General features: G+C 52.9%; 13 protein-coding genes. 4 read left to right on the forward strand and 9 right to left on the reverse strand.

Annotation, left to right across the window (positions count from 1 at the left end; genetic code table 11):
• The first annotated feature begins 267 nt into the window (after positions 1-267).
• The 4 genes from rplM (at position 268) to tsf (ending at position 3,136) form a co-directional block, all read left to right on the forward strand.
• Positions 268-726 (forward strand): 50S ribosomal protein L13, encoded by a 459-nt coding sequence (gene rplM / locus QZR17_RS00355; RefSeq protein WP_070464699.1) that lies wholly within the window; start codon positions 268-270, stop codon positions 724-726.
• A 15-nt stretch (positions 727-741) separates the two neighbouring features.
• Positions 742-1,128: a 30S ribosomal protein S9 gene (rpsI, locus tag QZR17_RS00360; RefSeq protein WP_070464696.1), complete on the forward strand. Its 387-nt coding sequence runs from the start codon at positions 742-744 to the stop codon at positions 1,126-1,128.
• A 120-nt stretch (positions 1,129-1,248) separates the two neighbouring features.
• A complete protein-coding gene (gene rpsB, locus QZR17_RS00365; protein WP_297126279.1) occupies positions 1,249-2,133 on the forward strand; it encodes a 30S ribosomal protein S2 in 885 nt (294 codons plus the stop codon).
• 178 nt (positions 2,134-2,311) lie between these two features.
• Positions 2,312-3,136 (forward strand): translation elongation factor Ts, encoded by an 825-nt coding sequence (gene tsf / locus QZR17_RS00370; protein ID WP_070464690.1) that lies wholly within the window; start codon positions 2,312-2,314, stop codon positions 3,134-3,136.
• A gap of 206 nt (positions 3,137-3,342) precedes the next feature.
• On the opposite strand, the gene QZR17_RS00375 is transcribed toward tsf, so the two are convergent.
• From QZR17_RS00375 to QZR17_RS00415, 9 genes are all read right to left on the reverse strand, one after another.
• Positions 3,343-4,986 carry a C69 family dipeptidase gene (locus QZR17_RS00375; RefSeq protein WP_297127128.1) on the reverse strand — a complete coding sequence of 548 codons (1,644 nt, stop codon included), beginning with the start codon at positions 4,984-4,986 and terminating at the stop codon, positions 3,343-3,345.
• Positions 4,987-5,154: 168 nt separating this feature from the next.
• Entirely contained in the window at positions 5,155-6,720 is a 1,566-nt protein-coding gene (locus QZR17_RS00380) for an Mfa1 fimbrilin C-terminal domain-containing protein (RefSeq protein WP_297126281.1), read from the reverse strand.
• A gap of 28 nt (positions 6,721-6,748) precedes the next feature.
• A complete protein-coding gene (locus QZR17_RS00385; RefSeq protein ID WP_297126283.1) occupies positions 6,749-8,692 on the reverse strand; it encodes an ATP-dependent DNA helicase RecQ in 1,944 nt (647 codons plus the stop codon).
• Positions 8,693-8,707: 15 nt separating this feature from the next.
• Positions 8,708-10,441 (reverse strand): single-stranded-DNA-specific exonuclease RecJ, encoded by a 1,734-nt coding sequence (gene recJ, locus QZR17_RS00390; protein WP_297126286.1) that lies wholly within the window; start codon positions 10,439-10,441, stop codon positions 8,708-8,710.
• Between the two features lie 278 nt (positions 10,442-10,719).
• Entirely contained in the window at positions 10,720-12,153 is a 1,434-nt protein-coding gene (locus QZR17_RS00395; RefSeq protein WP_297126288.1) for an aspartate ammonia-lyase, read from the reverse strand.
• Positions 12,154-12,510: 357 nt separating this feature from the next.
• A complete protein-coding gene (locus QZR17_RS00400; protein WP_297126291.1) occupies positions 12,511-13,767 on the reverse strand; it encodes a DUF1015 domain-containing protein in 1,257 nt (418 codons plus the stop codon).
• 20 nt (positions 13,768-13,787) lie between these two features.
• Complete coding sequence (locus tag QZR17_RS00405; RefSeq protein ID WP_297126294.1) at positions 13,788-14,726, reverse strand: NAD(P)-dependent oxidoreductase; 939 nt, start codon at positions 14,724-14,726, stop codon at positions 13,788-13,790.
• A gap of 22 nt (positions 14,727-14,748) precedes the next feature.
• Positions 14,749-15,822 carry a 3-phosphoserine/phosphohydroxythreonine transaminase gene (gene serC / locus QZR17_RS00410; RefSeq protein WP_296159825.1) on the reverse strand — a complete coding sequence of 358 codons (1,074 nt, stop codon included), beginning with the start codon at positions 15,820-15,822 and terminating at the stop codon, positions 14,749-14,751.
• A gap of 244 nt (positions 15,823-16,066) precedes the next feature.
• The gene (locus tag QZR17_RS00415) at positions 16,067-17,548 is read right to left on the reverse strand and encodes an MBOAT family O-acyltransferase (protein ID WP_297126297.1); all 1,482 of its coding nucleotides are present in this window, start codon (positions 17,546-17,548) and stop codon (positions 16,067-16,069) included.
• Between the last annotated feature and the right edge of the window lies 1 nt (position 17,549).

Consider the following 17,549-nt stretch of genomic DNA (forward strand, 5'->3'; position numbering starts at 1 on the left):
TGTCTTTGGAGGTAATACCACTGTTGCCACCCCCGCTCGGCCTTTCTCATCCCTAATAATTAGATACAACTTTGATTGGAAGAGATGTGGAAAAGTGCTATCTTTGCACGCCGATTATTATCAAGAGGACGGATGTCGAGAGCTCTTGCTTATCCTCGAGGGGGGCTGCACGCCTACCATGATTAGCAAAGAGATGATTTTTCACAGGCGAGGACTCGTGAGACATCTACCGCTGGATATAACTCAATACTAATAAGTTACTGGTAAATGGATACTTTAAGTTATAAGACCATTTCTGCAAATAAGGCAACTGTCGAGGCTGAGTGGCTCCTTGTAGACGCCACGGGACTGCCTATCGGACGTCTCTGCAGCGAGATCGCTAAGTTGCTCAGAGGGAAGCATAAGCCTTCCTTCACTCCGCACGTTGATTGCGGTGATAATGTCGTTGTCATCAATGCTGACAAGGCCATTATGACCGGTAAAAAGTGGACTGACCGCGTCTATGTACGCTACACCCGCTATCCGGGTGGACAGCGTTTCTCTACTCCTAAGAGAGAGTTTGAGAAGGGCGGTGCTGATCGTCTCGTCCGTCGTATGGTCGCAGGTATGCTGCCTAAGAACCGCCTCGGCAAGACGCTGATCGATCACCTCTACATCTATGGAGGTGAGGAGCACGACAAGGCTGCTCAGAAGCCCCGCAAGATCGAATTCCCCAACCTTAAGTAAGAGAAATAGCATAGCATGGAAGTAATCAATGCACTCGGCAGAAGAAAAGCATCTGTCGCCCGTGTCTATCTCAAGGAGGGCAGCGGGAAAATTATGATCAATAAGAAGGCTCTTGAGGACTTTTTCCCCAATCCCTTCCTCATCCGCATCGTGAGACAGCCTCTGGCTCTCCTAGGTGTGGAGGATCGCTACGACATCAATATCAATGTCAATGGCGGTGGTACGACCGGTCAGAGCGAGGCTTCGCGTCTCGGTATCGCCCGTGCTCTCGTCAAGGTCAATCCTGATGATAAGGCTGCTCTGCGTGCCGCAGGCTTTATGACTCGCGACGATCGTGTCGTTGAGCGTAAGAAGCCCGGTCAGCCCGGAGCTCGTCGTAAGTTCCAGTTCTCTAAGCGTTAACCTAATCGAGCAGTTCGCTGTAAGACTACGTTTAGCATCCAAGCCTGTGGGATGGGGCTGTATGGCCCCCTACTGCGCAGGCTGATCTCTTAAGATAATCAAGAAGAAAGTAAACGATATATGTCACAAATAACATTTGACCAATTGCTCGATGCAGGCGCACACTTCGGTCACCTTACCCGTAAGTGGAATCCTGCAATGGCTCCATACATCTTTATGGAGCAGAATGGCATCCATATCATCGATCTGCACAAGACTGTAGCAAAGATCGACGAGGCATGCGAGGCACTCAAGAAGTTTGCCCAGGAGGGTAAGACTGTCCTCTTTGTCGCTACCAAGAGATCGGCTCAGGAGTCGGTAGCGAGGCTTTGCGGAGAGGCAGGCGTCCCCTACGTCACCGAGCGTTGGCTGGGTGGTATGCTGACCAACTTCCCCACCATCCGTAAGACGGTCTCCAAGATGGATCGTATCGACAGGATGAAGGGGGATGGTGTCTTTGACAACCTCTCCAAGCGTGAGAAGCTACAGATCGATCGTCAGCGCGAGAAGCTGGAGAAGAACTTTGGCTCTATCGCCTCCATGAAGACTCTTCCGAGCGCTATCTTTGTCATTGACTCTGTGCGCGAGCATATTGCTGTGAAGGAGGCTCACCTGCTCGGTATCCCTGTCTTTGCTATCGCTGATACCAATGCGAACCCGCGTGATATCGACTTCCTGATCCCCGCCAATGACGACTCTCACGATGGCATCGAGCTGATCGTGGCTGCCGCCTGTGAGGCTATCAAGGAGGGCTCTCAGGAGCGCAAGATCCAGAATACGGATAATGCCGATAGGGATGGAGACTCTGAGGATGAGAATGGCGAGGGCCGTGGCCGTCGTCGTCGTCGCTTCTCAGGTGTACGCCGTGCAAAGGAAGAGGGCGATGAGAGTGGCGATCAGGAGACTGAAGCTACTCCCGATGAGATAGAGGGTGATAACGAGAGCGAGACTTCGACTGAGGAGTAAAGCATCTATCACCTACCCAATCTCCGTGAGGGTACGCCCACCGATGGCAGACTGCTATCGGTCTTTATGACACTAAGGCCCTCTTGCTTCCATCACATAAGAGGGGGACGCAAGAGGACCTTACTTTTTTTGTTTCAGACAAGCTAATAATCATAACAACTAAACTATATATACAACTATGGCTGTATCGATGAAGGACATCAAGGCACTGCGTGATCTTACCAATGCAGGTCTTGCTGATATCAAGAAGGCACTCCAGGAGGCTGAGGGTGATCACGACAAGGCTGTCGAGATCCTCCGCAAGCGCGGTCAGGCTATCGCTGCTAAGCGCTCTGAGCGCACCGCAGAGCAGGGGTGTGTGCTCGCCAAGTACGAGGATGGCTTTGCTGCCATCGTAGCTCTGAAGTGTGAGACTGACTTCGTCTCTGCGACCGATGGCTTCCGTGGCGTTACTGAGGGTATCCTTGATGTCGCTATGAAGAATAAGCCGAAGTCTCTTGAGGAGCTCCTCACTCTGACGATGGATAATGGTCATACGGTAGAGGCTGAGGTGACTCAGCAGTCTGGTGTGACGGGAGAGAAGGTAGAGCTCGGTCACTACGAGTTCATCGAGGCTCCTCACACCTATGGCTATATCCACCCCGGAAACATGCTGGCTGCCATTGCAGGATTTAACATTGAGCCCTCTGAGAAGATGGCGAATGAGATCTGTATGCAGATCGCCTCGATGAATCCTGTCGCTATCATGCCGGAGGGGGTGACCGAGGAGATCAGACAGCGTGAGCTCGAGATCGCTCGTGACAAGGCTCGTGAGCAGGGCAAGCCCGAGAACCTCCTCGATCGTATCGCTGAGGGCTCTCTCAATAAGTACTTCAAGGAGAATTGCCTCCTTATGCAGGAGTCTATCCTCGATAGTAAGAAGACTGTGGAGCAGATCCTCAAGTCTGAGAATAAGGAGCTCACTGTTGTTGACTTTAAGCGCGTCAATCTGAATAAGGACTAATTGCTTCGTCCAGTAGGAGGCATTCTCCGTATGTCGGAGTAGTCTCTTTCGCGTAGCTAAAGGGGGCTGTATCGCATATCCGCGGTACAGCCCCCTTAGTTGTTATAGTCTTGAGGAAAAGACCTAAGCAGATCGGTCCTTGCAAAAAGAGTAGGGAGCGGTACTGTATATAGTACCGCTCCCTACGTAGTTTATACGATATAGGGTTACTTGCAGCCCTCAGGGACTATCAGCTGCTTCGGATTATCCTCAGCGATAGCCTTGTAGTAGCTCTCGCTATAGCCGGGCTGGTCGGGGAAGACGATCATACCATTCTCGGTCTCGAAGTGACCATTCTTCTCCTTCTTGACGTTACCATCGATATATTTAACGATGAGGTACTGAGCTAGCTCGCGGTAGCGATCTGTGGCACCATTGGCACACTTGGCTGAGTACTGAGTCAGGTAGGCGACAGCAGCCTCACGGCCTTGGCTCTTCTCGATCTCAAGAGCTCGAGCCTCCACAGCAGACTGGTTGTCGAGGAATCCCTTCTCCAGCTCCTGCTGTACAGGACGGATGTCGCGGATCATGTAGTCATACTTGCCGTAGCACATGTTGGCGACCCAGTTATTGATCCAGAAGGCACTGGTCCATGAGAACTCAGTCATGCTGCCATTGCCAACGCGGAAAGCGAGAGGCGACTCTGTGATGCAGCCGTACATAGGTGAGAAAACGGTGGTATTGGCATCGTCGCAGCCAAACCAGAGAACCGGTCCAACGAGATCAGGCTTGTTGCTACGCAGCTGTGCCACGAGGACAAAGCCGGTCTGCTGGGTAGCGATGGCGCGCTCATTGAGGTACTCCTTACCATCCACCTTGAAGTTCATCGGTCTCCAGCGGTACGGTACGCCATAGGTGGCGCCTGCATCCTTAGTCATATCCATAGGCGTACCCTCGTAGTGATCGCGCATCATATTCTGCACGTCAGCGACAGAGAGCTTGCGATCGGGCACGACGTAGAGGGGCATAGGCTCAGCGTCAGCCTTGTAGCCCATCACGAGGTCGGTGTACTGCTCCATCCCCTTGTGGAAGCGATTGAAGTATGACCATACTCTCGCCTCGCAGCCGCGAAGTCCGCTAAAGGTGTAGGGATTGTAGACCTTCTGGAAGGAGAAGTCTGCATCCTTACCCTTGAAGAGCCCCTTCTGGCGGGCAAAGGAGATGACGTCCTTGGAGTAAAGCCAATTCTCCTTGTCCTTGAAGTTGATCTTCTGGATCCTAGCCTGATTGGCATGCGCAGTGATGGCGTTATCAGGGATGCGGGTGGCTACCCATACAGCGCCCTTCTCGCCCTTGCCCTTGCCGATCATCTCCATGAGCCACACCTCATTCTTGTCTGCAATGGTGAAGGTCTCACCGGTACTGCAGTACCCATGGTCGCGTACGAGACCGGTCATCACATCGATAGCCTCGCGGGCGCTCTTGGAGCGCTGGAGGGCAATGTAGATCAGGCTCCCGTAGTCGATGAGACCCTCGGTACCCTCGAGCTGTTCCAGCCCGCCCCAAGTAGTCTCGGTGATGCAGACTTGGTGCTCGTTCATATTGCCCACGACGTTGTACGTATGAGCGACCTGAGGGATCTGTCCCTTGTACTCGCCAGAGTCCCACACGTAGACATCCATCATATGCCCCGGCTCCCAGTCACGGGCAGCCCAGTGATAGAGCTCGCCGTAGAGGGTGTGGCTGTCAGCTGCGTAGCTGACGATGACGCTCCCATCGACAGAGGCATTCTTGCCGACGATGAGATTAGTACATGCTTGGGAGCTCTGAGGAAGTAGGAGCGCTGATGCTATCACCGCACTCAGAGTCATACCCCACTGCAATAGTTTTTTCATAGGTTGCTTTGAGAAATCCTTATGATTGAACAAATGATTGAACTTGATACCGCAATATAGCCATTTTCTTCCATTTTACGGCAGGATCAAGGTCGGTCCGGCTCGCCAGTTTCTGACCTTAGTCCATAGGCAAGTCTCTCGTACTTACAGGTCTACCTCGTTCTTTATCAGCTTGCGATCCTCAAAGTCTATGGAGAGGTCCGAGGTGACTGCCGCTGTATAGTTTGTCTCCTTGGGAAGACTATCATAAGTAGGTGCACCAATGCGGGTAATTGAGGTGAAGGAGATGAGATAAAGGGTATTCCTGACTACGCCATATCGGCCAATGGTCTTTAGTGACTGGGTGACCTCATCGCTGTAGTGCCTGATCGGAATGCTGAAGTAGGAAAAGCCAAACTTGTAGATCTTGAGATCCTTGGAGTTGTAGCCATTTGCAGGTACTGAAGGTAGCTCATCGCCATACTTGGGCTCTATGCTCCCCTTGTTAAGTGCCTTATTGATGGCCAGCCCTATCTCCAGTAGGGTCTTTTCCTCCTTAGTGATCGTTGTCTCATTGTTGTTTTTCGTTGCGGCAGTTGCGTACTTTTCCGCGAACTTCGTCCACGAATAATTCTTCCCCTTGTATGAGAACCAGCTGTTATTGTCTTCGATGGCAAAGCCCTCCTCCTGGCTTGTGGGCATGACGTTGAGCCTCGCCACAAGCCTGGTCACTACACGATTGCTAAGCTGGTCTGGTGCAGTGGTATTCTCCGGAAGGATGATCGGATCGGTGATGTCGTCCTTATTTTTTAGCCAAGTGCTTGTTTGTGCATCACCTTTAATGGGATTGTACTGAAAAGCCTCTGCTAGCTGTGTCTCGGTCCAGCCTTCCATCCCATCGTAATTGTCATCCTTCGGAATGGATAGATTCTTTTCCGCATCCTTGTCGAGCTCGGGGAAGAGAATCACGGACTTATTGAGTACATCAGGAAAGAAGAAGTGTTCCTTTCCAATGATTATCCCTGAAGAGGCTTGCTTCGCTTGGTTGATGTCAAGCTTGGCGATGGCTATGCCATCCAATGCCCTCAGCGTGATGCTACCGAGCTTAATAGGGCTGGAGGCAACACTCTTGAATAACTCCTCCTCCGATACCTTGACCGGACTGTCGATGTTGGATGCGGAGCTGTATAGTGCCGTGTGGAAGCCCATATCCGCTCCTTTGACGAATTTGTCGGTAAAGTCAATCTTCAGAGGACGCTTGATCTCAGCGAAGTCTTTGCCAGGCTGGGTTGCTTGTATCAGGGCCCTAGATGGGGTGGCAAAGAAGTAGAGGGTGTAATTGGCCGGCTCGATCCCATCGATGCCGGTGATGGAGAATATCCCCGCCGTATCGTCAGGATTAAGGAGGTCGGCCCCCTTCCGCTCGCCCCGGAAGGCGTTGACGTCTTTGTCAAAAGCGTAAGCTACCTCCCCCGGCTCTCCTTTGTCATTGTCCTTATAGAGAACTATTCTTAGACCATTTATCGTATTTAGCTTCGCCTTGTCCTTCAGTATCTCCTCGTCAGCCCGGAATATGGTCCGGGGATGGTTGTAGGAGGCGAGACTGAGGTCAAAGGTAATTGCCCCCTTGCCAGATGTGACAAGGTCGAGGTCGTTGATCTCCTGCCTTGGGTTGCATGCCAATGTCATCACTGCCAGTGATGCAAGGATGGTACTCTTTAGTCCTTTCATTAGTTATGATATAAGTAATTGCGAGTGGTCATTCTGTAGTTAGGTGGAGACGTACTTTCCCCTCGGTCTGATCGATCGTGTAGCCCTGAGAGGAGAGAAAGTCGAGCGTGTAGTCCCACTGCTTGGCGGTGACTGTGGGGAAGCTCTCACGCAACTCTTGTCTCATGATGCCATCGGGGTGATCCAGCATTGTATCTGAGATCTCGTGGATCAGGCGATAGGTCAGGGTCTTGGTCTTGTGAGAGAGGCAGTAGTCGCAGTAGCCGCAGGGTAGGGGAGCCTTCTCTCCGAAGTACTCCATCAATATCCTCACCCTGCAGGAGTCGTCACACCTGATGTAGTCGATCATCTTGGTGAGCCGATCTACCTCCCCTCCCAGCTGCTGGTCATAGATGTAAGCTGGTATCTTAACTTCCCGCGACGGAAGCCTCTGCTGCGTGTAGACGACATAGTCAGACCGCTTGCCGGGGATATACTCGATCACGCCCCAGCGCCGCATCTGGATCAGCATCCGGTAGAGTTGCTCCGGGCTCAGTCCCAGCTTAGTTTGGATCATTGACTCATCGATGAAGGCATACTCTGTGAAGATCCCCTCGTAACTCCTCAGCAGTAGCTCCACCAGGTCATCGTACTTCGCCTCATCATCGGAGAAGAATGTGTAGAGGTCATTGCGATTGATCGTGAAGATCAGACGGCTTGCCATATGGTAATCCTCCCGGTGCTCAATGTAGCCGGAGAGGGTCAGGATCTTGAGTGCCGCCCTGAGGACAAATAGTGGACAGTGGTACCTCTTGATAAAGTCATACGGCAGTAGCTCATGGTAGGATCCAGTCCCCGACTCGACTGCCACCCCGAAGTAGTCTCCCAGCCAATTGTATATCTGCACGACTGTCTCCGGAGGTGGGTAGTGGGACTTGATGAGCTTAGAGAGATACTCCTCGTCCTCCAGTGGGGTGTAGAGGAGTACCGCATAGGAGCGTTTCCCATCTCGGCCGGCGCGCCCGGCCTCCTGGTAGTAGCTCTCAGGACTAAATGGTGAAATGGGGTGGATCACCAGGCGCACATTTTCCTTGTCGATGCCCATCCCGAAAGCGGTCGTGCAGACCATTATCCTCAGCTCCTCACTCTGCCACGCTTGCTGCCTCTGTTGCTTGATCGAGGGGTCCAGTCCCGCATGGAAAAAGTCAGCGCTAAATCCCGCATCCTGCAGCAGCTGTGCAAAGCGCTCCGCCTGTCGCCTCGTCCGCACGTAGACAAGACTACATCCCTCTACGCTCGAGAGGATATGGATCAGCTCGCGGGGCTTATCATAGGTCCTGCGGACGACGTAGGAGAGATTGTCCCGGTAGAAGCTCCTCCTGAAGACCTTATACCCCTGCCTAAACTCCAAGCTTCGGATCACATCCTCGACTACACGTGGAGGCGCTGTCGCCGTGAGAGCTAGCATCGGGACATCCTCTCCGATGATGCTCCTTGCTGAGGCGATAGTCATATAGTCCGGGCGAAAGTCATAGCCCCACTGACTGATGCAGTGGCACTCATCCACCACCATCAGAGATATGTCCATCGCTCCTAGCCGGCGTAGGAAAAGCTCATTTTGCAATCGCTCGGGAGCAATATAGAGGATCTTGTAGTCAGCAGCGTAGACGATATTGTCCAGTACGGCGAGTGTCTCTCCCCGAGTCATCCCACTGTAGAGTGCCTGGGCATTGATCCCAAGGGACTTCAGCTTCTCGACCTGATCTCGCATCAGTGCCACGAGAGGGGTGATCACAAGTGTGATCCCCTCGAGTATCAGGGCAGGCACCTGGAAGGTAATCGACTTACCTCCCCCCGTGGGCATAAGGGCGAGGGTATCGTCTCCCCTAAGGACGGACCGGATCACCTCTTCCTGCATTGGGCGAAAGGAGGAGTACCCCCATATCTCCCTTAGTACTTCGAGAGGGGTGGCTTGGCTGTAATCTCTGCGCATATGTCGTCCGAGTGACTACAGATCTGCAGCGTGGAGACGGATGTCCTTAATATTGAGCTGGATATTGTGATGACCCTGCCTGGTATATTCGTCAATGGTGTAGGCGACGTCAAAGGTGGTGTCCTGCTGCAGCATCGTCAGCTTATCCGCCTGATTGTATGCCATCGCTTGCATGATAGGCATTTGATCGGGCATACTGAGGACGAGCTTTAGGTGCGATCCCTGGTAGCCGGTGATACGGGGGGGGGTGACACATACCACTCCATAGGTGACAAAGATAGGTGGCTCATTGCCGTGCCCAAAGGGGGCCAGCTTCAGCAGCTGACGCCTAAATTTTGGAGTAATCTCTCTTAGCTTCAGCTCCTCCTCGATGGTTAGCACGGGTGTCAGGTCATCCAGTGAGATCTCTCGGTCAGCGATCTCGGTCACCTCCTTGATGAAGCGGTGGAGATTTTTCTTCTTGATTGTCAGGCCGGATGCAAACGGGTGTCCCCCGAAGTTGTCCAGCAGATCAGCGCACCGCTCGATGAGAGAGTAGATATTGAAGCCTCGTACACTCCGAGCCGATCCGGAGATGGTCTGGCTGTCCGAGTCTGAGAGGACGATGGTGGGCCGATTGTACTTTTCGCTGAGACGGCTCGCGACGATGCCTATCACGCCACTGTGCCAGGAGGGGTCGTAGACCACGATCACCTTGTGCTGATCCATGTCCTTAAAACCCTCCACGATCTCATTTGCCTCCTGAGTGATCGACTGATCGATCTCGCGACGCTGCGTATTGTACTTATCTAAGTTCACGCTACGCTTAAGGGCATCCTTGGGGTTCTTTGAGAGCAAAAGCTCTACCGCCTCACGACCATTTTGGATGCGTCCTGAGGCATTGATGCGCGGACCGATCTTGAAGATGATGTCGGAGATGTCGAGCGTCTGATTGCTGATACCACTCACGTTGATGAGCCCTTTTAGTCCCACAGTGGGATGTCTATTGAGCTTCTTGAGCCCATAGTAAGCGAGTATGCGATTCTCATCCTTCAGCTCCACCAGGTCGGCAGCGCAGCTGACTGCCACGAGGTCCACCAAGTCATGCAGTCCTCGCTTGTCGGACCTATTGCTCATAGCAAAGGCCTGCATTAGCTTGAAGCCCACGCCACATCCGGACAGCTCCTTGAAGGGGTAGCCGGAGTCGGGAGCTTTAGGATTAAGCATAGCGATGCAATTAGGTCGCACCGGACCGGGTAGGTGGTGATCGCAGACGATCACGTCTATACCGAGCTCAGCGGCCTTATCGATCATCTCCACCTCCTTGGTCCCGCAGTCGAGCGTGATGAGGAGCGTACAGCCCCTCTCCCTCGCAAAGTCAAGCCCCATATCCGAGATGCCACTCCCCTCGGAGTAGCGATCCGGGATGTAGAACTCCAGCGATGGAGTGATCTGTCGCAGGTACTTATAGACAAGGGCGACAGCTGTCGTACCATCGACGTCATAGTCTCCATAGATAAGGATCCGCTCCTTATCGCCGATGGCCTGATTGATCCGCTGGACAGCGGCATCCATATCCTTCATCAAGAAGGGGTCATGCAGCTCGCTCATCCTTGGCTCAAGGAAGTGTGACGCCTCATCGTCACTCCTCACTCCCCGCTGCACCATAAGTGAGGTGATGGAGGTGAGGAGTTTATATTCCTGAGCCAGCAGGGAAGCGATCTTTTTCTCTTCGTCAGTTAGCTCATTAATTTTCCAGTGGTTATACATGGGTCTATTTATTTCTTCCCAAATATACCTATTTTAGCATAAGTCTCCCCATCGCAGAGACTGCAGGTGGAGGGTTGTCAGTCCTCAGGGGTTCCTTGTGTCCTTTCTCAGTAAGGTTCCGGTCGTAGGTTGGCTCCCTGTCGGATGATCGAATACTCTTCACTGCCTCGCCAAGCATCGGTAGGAGAGGGGGGGGGACGAGAGCGACGCACCAGAGCAGAGAATGCTCTGATGCGTCGCTTGAGTTTGTTTTGTGCCAAAAAGGCAGTAGGGGCGGCTTACTCTACACTCTTGAGGGGCTTGATGTCAAGTCTTACCGGCTGGGTCAGATTGTCAGGATCGAGGATCTCGTCGAGCTGCTCCTTGGAGAGGATGCCCTTCTCGAGCACGAGGTCTACAATACTCCGTCCGGATGCCTGAGCCTCCTGTGTGAGGAGGGTCGAGTTGTCGTAGCCGATGTAGGGATTGAGAGCCGTCACGATGGAGAGGCTGTCGTATACCTGCTTGCGGGTGTGCTCAGCATTGGCCTTGATGCCGTCGATACAGAGCTCCCGCAGGGTGTCCATAGCACGCATCAGGAGATCAGAGCTCTCGAAGCAGCACTGGACCATAATAGGCTCCATAGCATTGAGCTCCAGCTGTGCGGCCTCGCCTGCCATAGTCACGCAGACGTCGTTTCCGATCACCTTCATAGCGATCTGAGTGATCACCTCGGGGATGACAGGATTGACCTTACCGGGCATGATGGACGAGCCGGGCTGACGAGCGGGAAGGCTGATATCCCCGAGTCCGGCAAAGGGACCACTGGATAGGAGGCGCAGGTCATTGGAGATCTTGCTGAGCTTGACGGCTAGGCGCTTAAGGGCTGCGGAGTAGCCTACCATATGGGAGGTGTCGGAGGTGGCGCCTACGTAATCCTTGGTCGGCTTGATGTCCCACTCGGTGATCTTGCGGAAGGCCTTGATCACTGCCTCACGATAGCCGGGCTGAGAGCAGATACCGGTGCCGATGGCTGTGGAGCCCATATTGAGTACGAGGAATTGCTTGGCGGCGTGCTCAAGATTGGGGATCTCTTCCTCAAGGATTGAGGCGAAGCCATTGAAGGTCTGCTCATGGGTCATCGGGACGGCATCCTGGAGCTGGGTACGACCGATCTTAAGCATCCCACGGAATTCTTTTGCCTTCTTCCTCAGAGACTTGATCAGCTCATCGAGGTGGGGTGTAAGGTCGAGGAATGTGAGGTAAAGTCCGATGTGTGCGAAGGTTGGGTAAGCATCATTGGTGGACTGAGAGAGGTTGACGTGGTCGTGGGGATCACAGTGCTTGTAGTCTCCGTGCTCGTAACCAAGGATCTCAAGTGCCCGATTGGCGATCACCTCATTGGCATTCATATTAGCCGAGGTCCCTGCTCCTCCCTGGAACATATCGATGCAGAACTGATCTCTCAGCTCGCCCTCGCGGATCTCATCACATGCCCGACAAATAGCCTTGAAGACATCCTCAGGAAGCTCGTTGAGCTCGTGATTGGCCATCGCGGCTGCCTTCTTTGTGATCGCCATAGCCTCGATGAAGCGAGGATAGGTGGAGAGCTTGTATGGAGAGAACTGGAAGTTGTCTGCCGCTCTCTGAGTCTGAATACCATATAGGTGATCCATAGGGATCTGCATACTACCGAGTAAGTCTTTCTCTGTACGCATCTTGGGATTTCCCATAATAATAGTTGTGCTGTTATGGATTGATTAGTTGTGATTTGATTATGCTACAAATGTACAGATTATTGTTGACTATAGTGACACTGTGATGATCCGTTTTTTCAATGGGCAGGATGGTAGAGAAGCTACTGACGAGGGTTGCCATGGTCGACTTTGACTATGGTTATTTCTAATACCGATATTAGTCGCCACTAATATCGGTATTAGATGTCTCTTTTACCGGTATTAGATTGGCGCGACATTTGACCTATGGTTAGAGGTCCCTATGGGACAGAAAAAAGAGTGCCTGCGGTCATACAACCACAGGCACTCTTCTTCTTCTTTATAGGGAGAGATAAGGGTCTCTTATCTCATCCCTTACTTTTCGTCCTCAAGGGTGTGGACAATGAGACCGGAGCGAAGCTTCGGCTCAAACCAAGTCGCCTTGGGGGGCATGATATTGCCGGTGTCAGCGATCTTCATGATCTGTCCCATAGTCACAGGATAGAGTGCCAGGGCCATGATCATCTCACCACTATCGACACGGCGCTGAAGCTCCTCGAGACCGCGAAGCCCACCGACGAAGTCGATGCGGTTACTGGTCCGGAGGTCACCAATTTTGAGGATGTCCTCGAGGATCAGGTTACTCGATACCGTCACATCCAGGATGCCGACAGGGTCGTTGTCATCGTAGGTGTCGGGCTTGGCGGTGAGGGAGTACCACTGACCATCAAGGTACATACTGAAGTTGTGGAGCTTATTGGGGTGGTAGATCTCCTTTCCCTTACACTCTACATCGAAGTTCTCCTCCAGCTTCTTGATGAATTGCTCCTTCGTCAGTCCATTCAGGTCCTTGACTACACGATTGTAGTCCATGACGTGCAGGTGGCTGGCGGGGAAGACAACTGCCATGAAGTAATTGTACTCCTCCTTGCCGGTGTGATTGGGGTTAGCCTCAGACCTCTCCTTACCCACACGAGCAGCAGCGGCAGAGCGGTGGTGGCCATCAGCAATATAGAGCGCAGGCATTTTACCAAACTCTCTCGTGATGGTCTCAATGTCTCTGTCATCGCTGATGACCCAGAAGGTGTGGCGGAAGTCCTCCGGAGGAGCGACGAAGTCGTACTCCGGCTCAGTCTTGCGGTACTTGTCGATGATCGCTTGCAGGTCTGCATTGTCTGGGAATGCGAGGAAGACAGGCTCCATATTCGCATTGAGGACATTGACGTGCTTCATACGATCATCCTCCTTGGCCCTGAGCGTGAGCTCATGCTTGCGGATGACGTTATTGAAGTAGTCGTGTACGTAGGCACCTACCACAAAGCCGTACTGGGTACGGTCGCCCATAGTCTGAGCGTAGAGGTAGTAGCATGGCTTTTCATCCTGTACCAGCCAGCCTTCCTTGACAAACTTGTCCTTCTGCTCACGAGCCGCGGTATAGACCTCGGGGTCGTGCTCATCCTTACCAGCGGGGAAATTGATCTCCGGGCGGATGATGTGGTAGAGGGACATCGGATTGCCCTCAGACTCCTTGCGAGCCTCCTCCGTGTCGAGGACGTCGTAGGGACGTGAGCTGACCTTGGTGACCAGGTCCTTGGGAGGGCGCCAGCCCTTAAATGGTTTTACTGTAGCCATTATTATGGGGATAGTAGTGGTTACTTATTGACTTGGAACTTTACCTCACCTTCGCTGAAGAGGGCAACGATCTGATGGGCAGCAGCAAGGCCGGCATTGATATTGGCCTCGACAGTCTGAGCACCCATCTTCTTGGGGGTGGAGAAGTATCGATCTCCCAGCTTCTCGCGATACTCTGCATCCATGTCGGGCATGATATCGGTGAGATACTTGAGGTCCTCGCGCTCCTGCAGGAGCGCGAGAAGTCCTGCCTCGTCGATGATCTCCTTGCGCGCAGCGTTGAGGAGGACACCGCCCTTGGGCATATTCTTCACGAGATCATAGTTGATGGATCCCTTGGTCTCCGGTGTGGCGGGGAGGTGCAGGGAGACGATGTCACAGGTCTTGTAGAGATCCTTCACGTTGGTGAAGTTGGTGACATCCTCGTACTCTTTGGGGGAGCGCTCCTTGCCCTGCTCGAAGAAGGGCTCGAAGCAGTATATCTCCATACCGAAGCCGCGTGCAATACGAGCAGCGCAGCGGGCGGTGTGACCAAAGGCGTGGAAGCCGATCTTCTTGCCCATCAGCTCGCTCCCGGACTTGCCATTGAAGCGATTGCGTGCTGCGAATACAAGCAGACCGAAGACGAGCTCTCCGACAGCATTCGAGTTCTGTCCAGGAGTGTTCTCCACGATCACGCCCTTCTCCTTGGCATACTGGGTGTCGATGGAGTCGTATCCAGCACCGGCGCGGACGATCACCTCCAGCTCCTTGGCGGCGTCGATCACCTCCTTGGTGATCTTGTCACTGCGGACGATGAGGGCATTGGCGTCAGTGACTGCCTTCAGCAGCTCGTCTTGGCTTTGGTACTTCTCTAGCACCTCGAGCTTGTAGCCGGCATCCTCCACGATCTTGCGGATTTGTGGTACTGCAGCGGAGTTGAAGGGCTTCTCTGTAGCTACTAATACTTTCTTAGTCATTGTGATATCAGGCTATCGTGAGTTAGAGGATCTCCTTCTCAAAGTCCTGCATGCACTTAACGAGTGCCTCCACGCTGTAGAGGGGTAGTGCGTTGTAGAGAGAGCAGCGGCATCCACCGATAGAGCGGTGACCCTTGATGCCCTCCATACCTCTCTTCTTGGCGAAGTCAAAGAATGCAGCCTCCTTGTCCTTGTACTCGTCGGCGAGGACAAAGTCTACATTCATCAGAGAGCGATCCTCCTTCCTAGCTACGCCACGGAAGACCTTAGAGCGGTCGATCTCGTCATAGAGCACCTTTGCTCTCTCCTTAGCTCTTCTCTCAAGCTCATCGAGACCACCGATCTCCTTGAACCACTTGAGCGTCTGCTGCATCACGTAGATCTGGAATACAGGGGGCGTGTTGTAGGAGTCGGCGTGATCAACGTGGGTCTGGTAGTCGAGGATCTTCGGGATAGCGCGACCGGTCTTGCCGAGGGCGTCCTTACGTACGATCACAAAGGTGACACCGGCGGGGGCGATATTCTTCTGTGCACCACCATAGATGCAGATGTACTTGGAGAAGTCGATGTGACGGGTGAAGATGTCAGAGGACATATCAGCGATCAGTGGCACACCAACCTCAGGATCCTCACGCAGCTCCGTACCATAGATGGTGTTGTTGGAGGTGAAGTGGAGGTAGTCGTACTCGTCCGGTGAGAGCTTAGGGAGCTCGGGGTAGAAGGTGTAGTTGGCATCACGGCTGCTGGCGACAACCTCAGCATCGCCGACTACCTGAGCCTCCTCGATAGCCTTGTGGGCCCAGTTGCCGGTATCGACATAGGCAGCCTTTTTCTTCAGGAAATTGACCGCGTGAGCATAAAACTGCAGGCTGGCACCTCCGCCGAGGAAGAAGACCGTGTGTGTATCAGGGATCTCAAGCACCTCCTTGAAGAGTGCTGTGGTCTCAGCGAGCGTGTCTTGGAAGGTCTTGCTACGGTGGGAGATCTCGATCAGGGAGAGATCTGTGCCGTTGTAATTGAGTACCGCACGAGCGGCCTCCTTGATAACACCCTCATCCAGGATACATGGTCCTGCAGTGAAATTGTGCTTTTTCATGACGATTGTAAAGTTGCTTTGAAAAGTGATTGAATGTTGTTCTTGTTACTCTTATGGTCCAAAGATATGTATTATTTTTGAAGTTAACACGGATTTGTAGGTATTTTTCTTCATACTCGCCTTCTCTGTTCATTACAGAAGGGTTTTATCCCTGTGCGATCGTTTCCCGAGGAGTGAGGTATGAAGCTTTTTCCCTTGATGTAATCCGCTAGCTCTTACCTGCAATTTTGCAGCTACAGAAGTGTCAGAACTGGAAGTAGATAAAGGGCTGTACGCCAGCGCTCCTGAACTGCGTGAGGATCACTAATACTGCTGCAAAGAGTAGTGTCTGAGCCCAGAGGGGAGCTCTAGCTACGCTGCCCTGGAGCGACGCCCGCCACCTGTCTGGGCAAAAGTGAAGCAAGAAGCCAGTGACGATGAGAGCTGTCACCATCCGATATCCCGCAAAGAATTGTGGTATCACCTCAGGGTGGAACTCCTGCGTGATCATCGTCAGCATATCCCACACACCATTGATCGACCCCATACGGAAGAAGATCCACGTGAAGCAGACGAAGTGAAAGGTGATGATCACGGAGACGATCCGCCATACCGGGCTCATCTCCTCTCCTGTGCGACCCAGTCTGGGGAAGAGTCCTATGAAAAACTTATGTACCGCCAGCGCCACTCCGTGCATAGCGCCCCAGAGGACGAAGCGGATATTAGCTCCGTGCCACAGCCCTCCAAGGAGCATGGTGATGAGGAGGTTGATGTAGGTACGGATCTTCCCTTTCCTATTCCCTCCCAGCGAGATGTAGACGTAGTCCCTCAGCCAAGAGGAGAGAGAGATGTGCCAGCGTCGCCAAAACTCTGTGATCGTGGCCGACTTGTAGGGGAAGTCAAAGTTGGTATTGAAGTGGTACCCCATCCAGAGTGCCAGTCCGATGGCGATGTCGGAGTAGCCGGAGAAGTCGCAGTAGATCTGCAGCGCATAGCCGTAGACACCCATTAAGTTCTCAAACCCGCTGTAGAGCAACGGCTGATCAAAGACACGGTCGACAAAGTTTAGCGATATATAGTCTGAGATCACCCCTTTCTTAAGCAGTCCACAGAGGATCAGAAACAGTCCTCGACCGAAGTCATCCCGACTCACCCTAGGGATCCTGTAGATCTGCGGGATGAAGTCGACCGCTCGGACAATCGGGCCGGCTACCAGCTGCGGGAAGAAGGATATGTAGAATAGGTAGTCAATCCATCGCCTGAGCGGCTCTATCTTTCCCCGATATATGTCGATCACATAGCTTAGGGACTGAAAGGTAAAGAAAGAGATGCCCACAGGCAGGAAGATGTCAAAGTGACGCCCCTCCGGTGTCGCTCCGAAGAGTGGAGCAAAGGAGTCGTAGAGGAAATTCGTGTACTTGAAGTAGCAGAGCAGTCCGAGGTCGAGGAGCAGGCTGAGGATCAGCCAGCACTTCTTTCCCGACCAGCTTTCGCTCCGTGCTATCTGCCGACCAATGATGAAGTCTGTCGTCGCTAAGAGGATTAGGAGGACAAAGTAGACTCCGCTGGAGAGATAGTAGAAGTAGAGGGAGAAGAGCACCACCCAGATCGTCCTCGGGAGATGGCGCTTGCGGAGCAGATAGAATACCGGGACAAAAAGGAGGAAGAGGACCAGGAAAAGACCGCTATTGAAGAGAAGTGGGGAGGTCGGGTCGTAGCTCAGTAACCCTATGATTTTTTGCCACATG

This window comes from uncultured Porphyromonas sp. (assembly GCF_900541275.1).
In the GTDB taxonomy this organism is placed as follows: domain Bacteria; phylum Bacteroidota; class Bacteroidia; order Bacteroidales; family Porphyromonadaceae; genus Porphyromonas_A.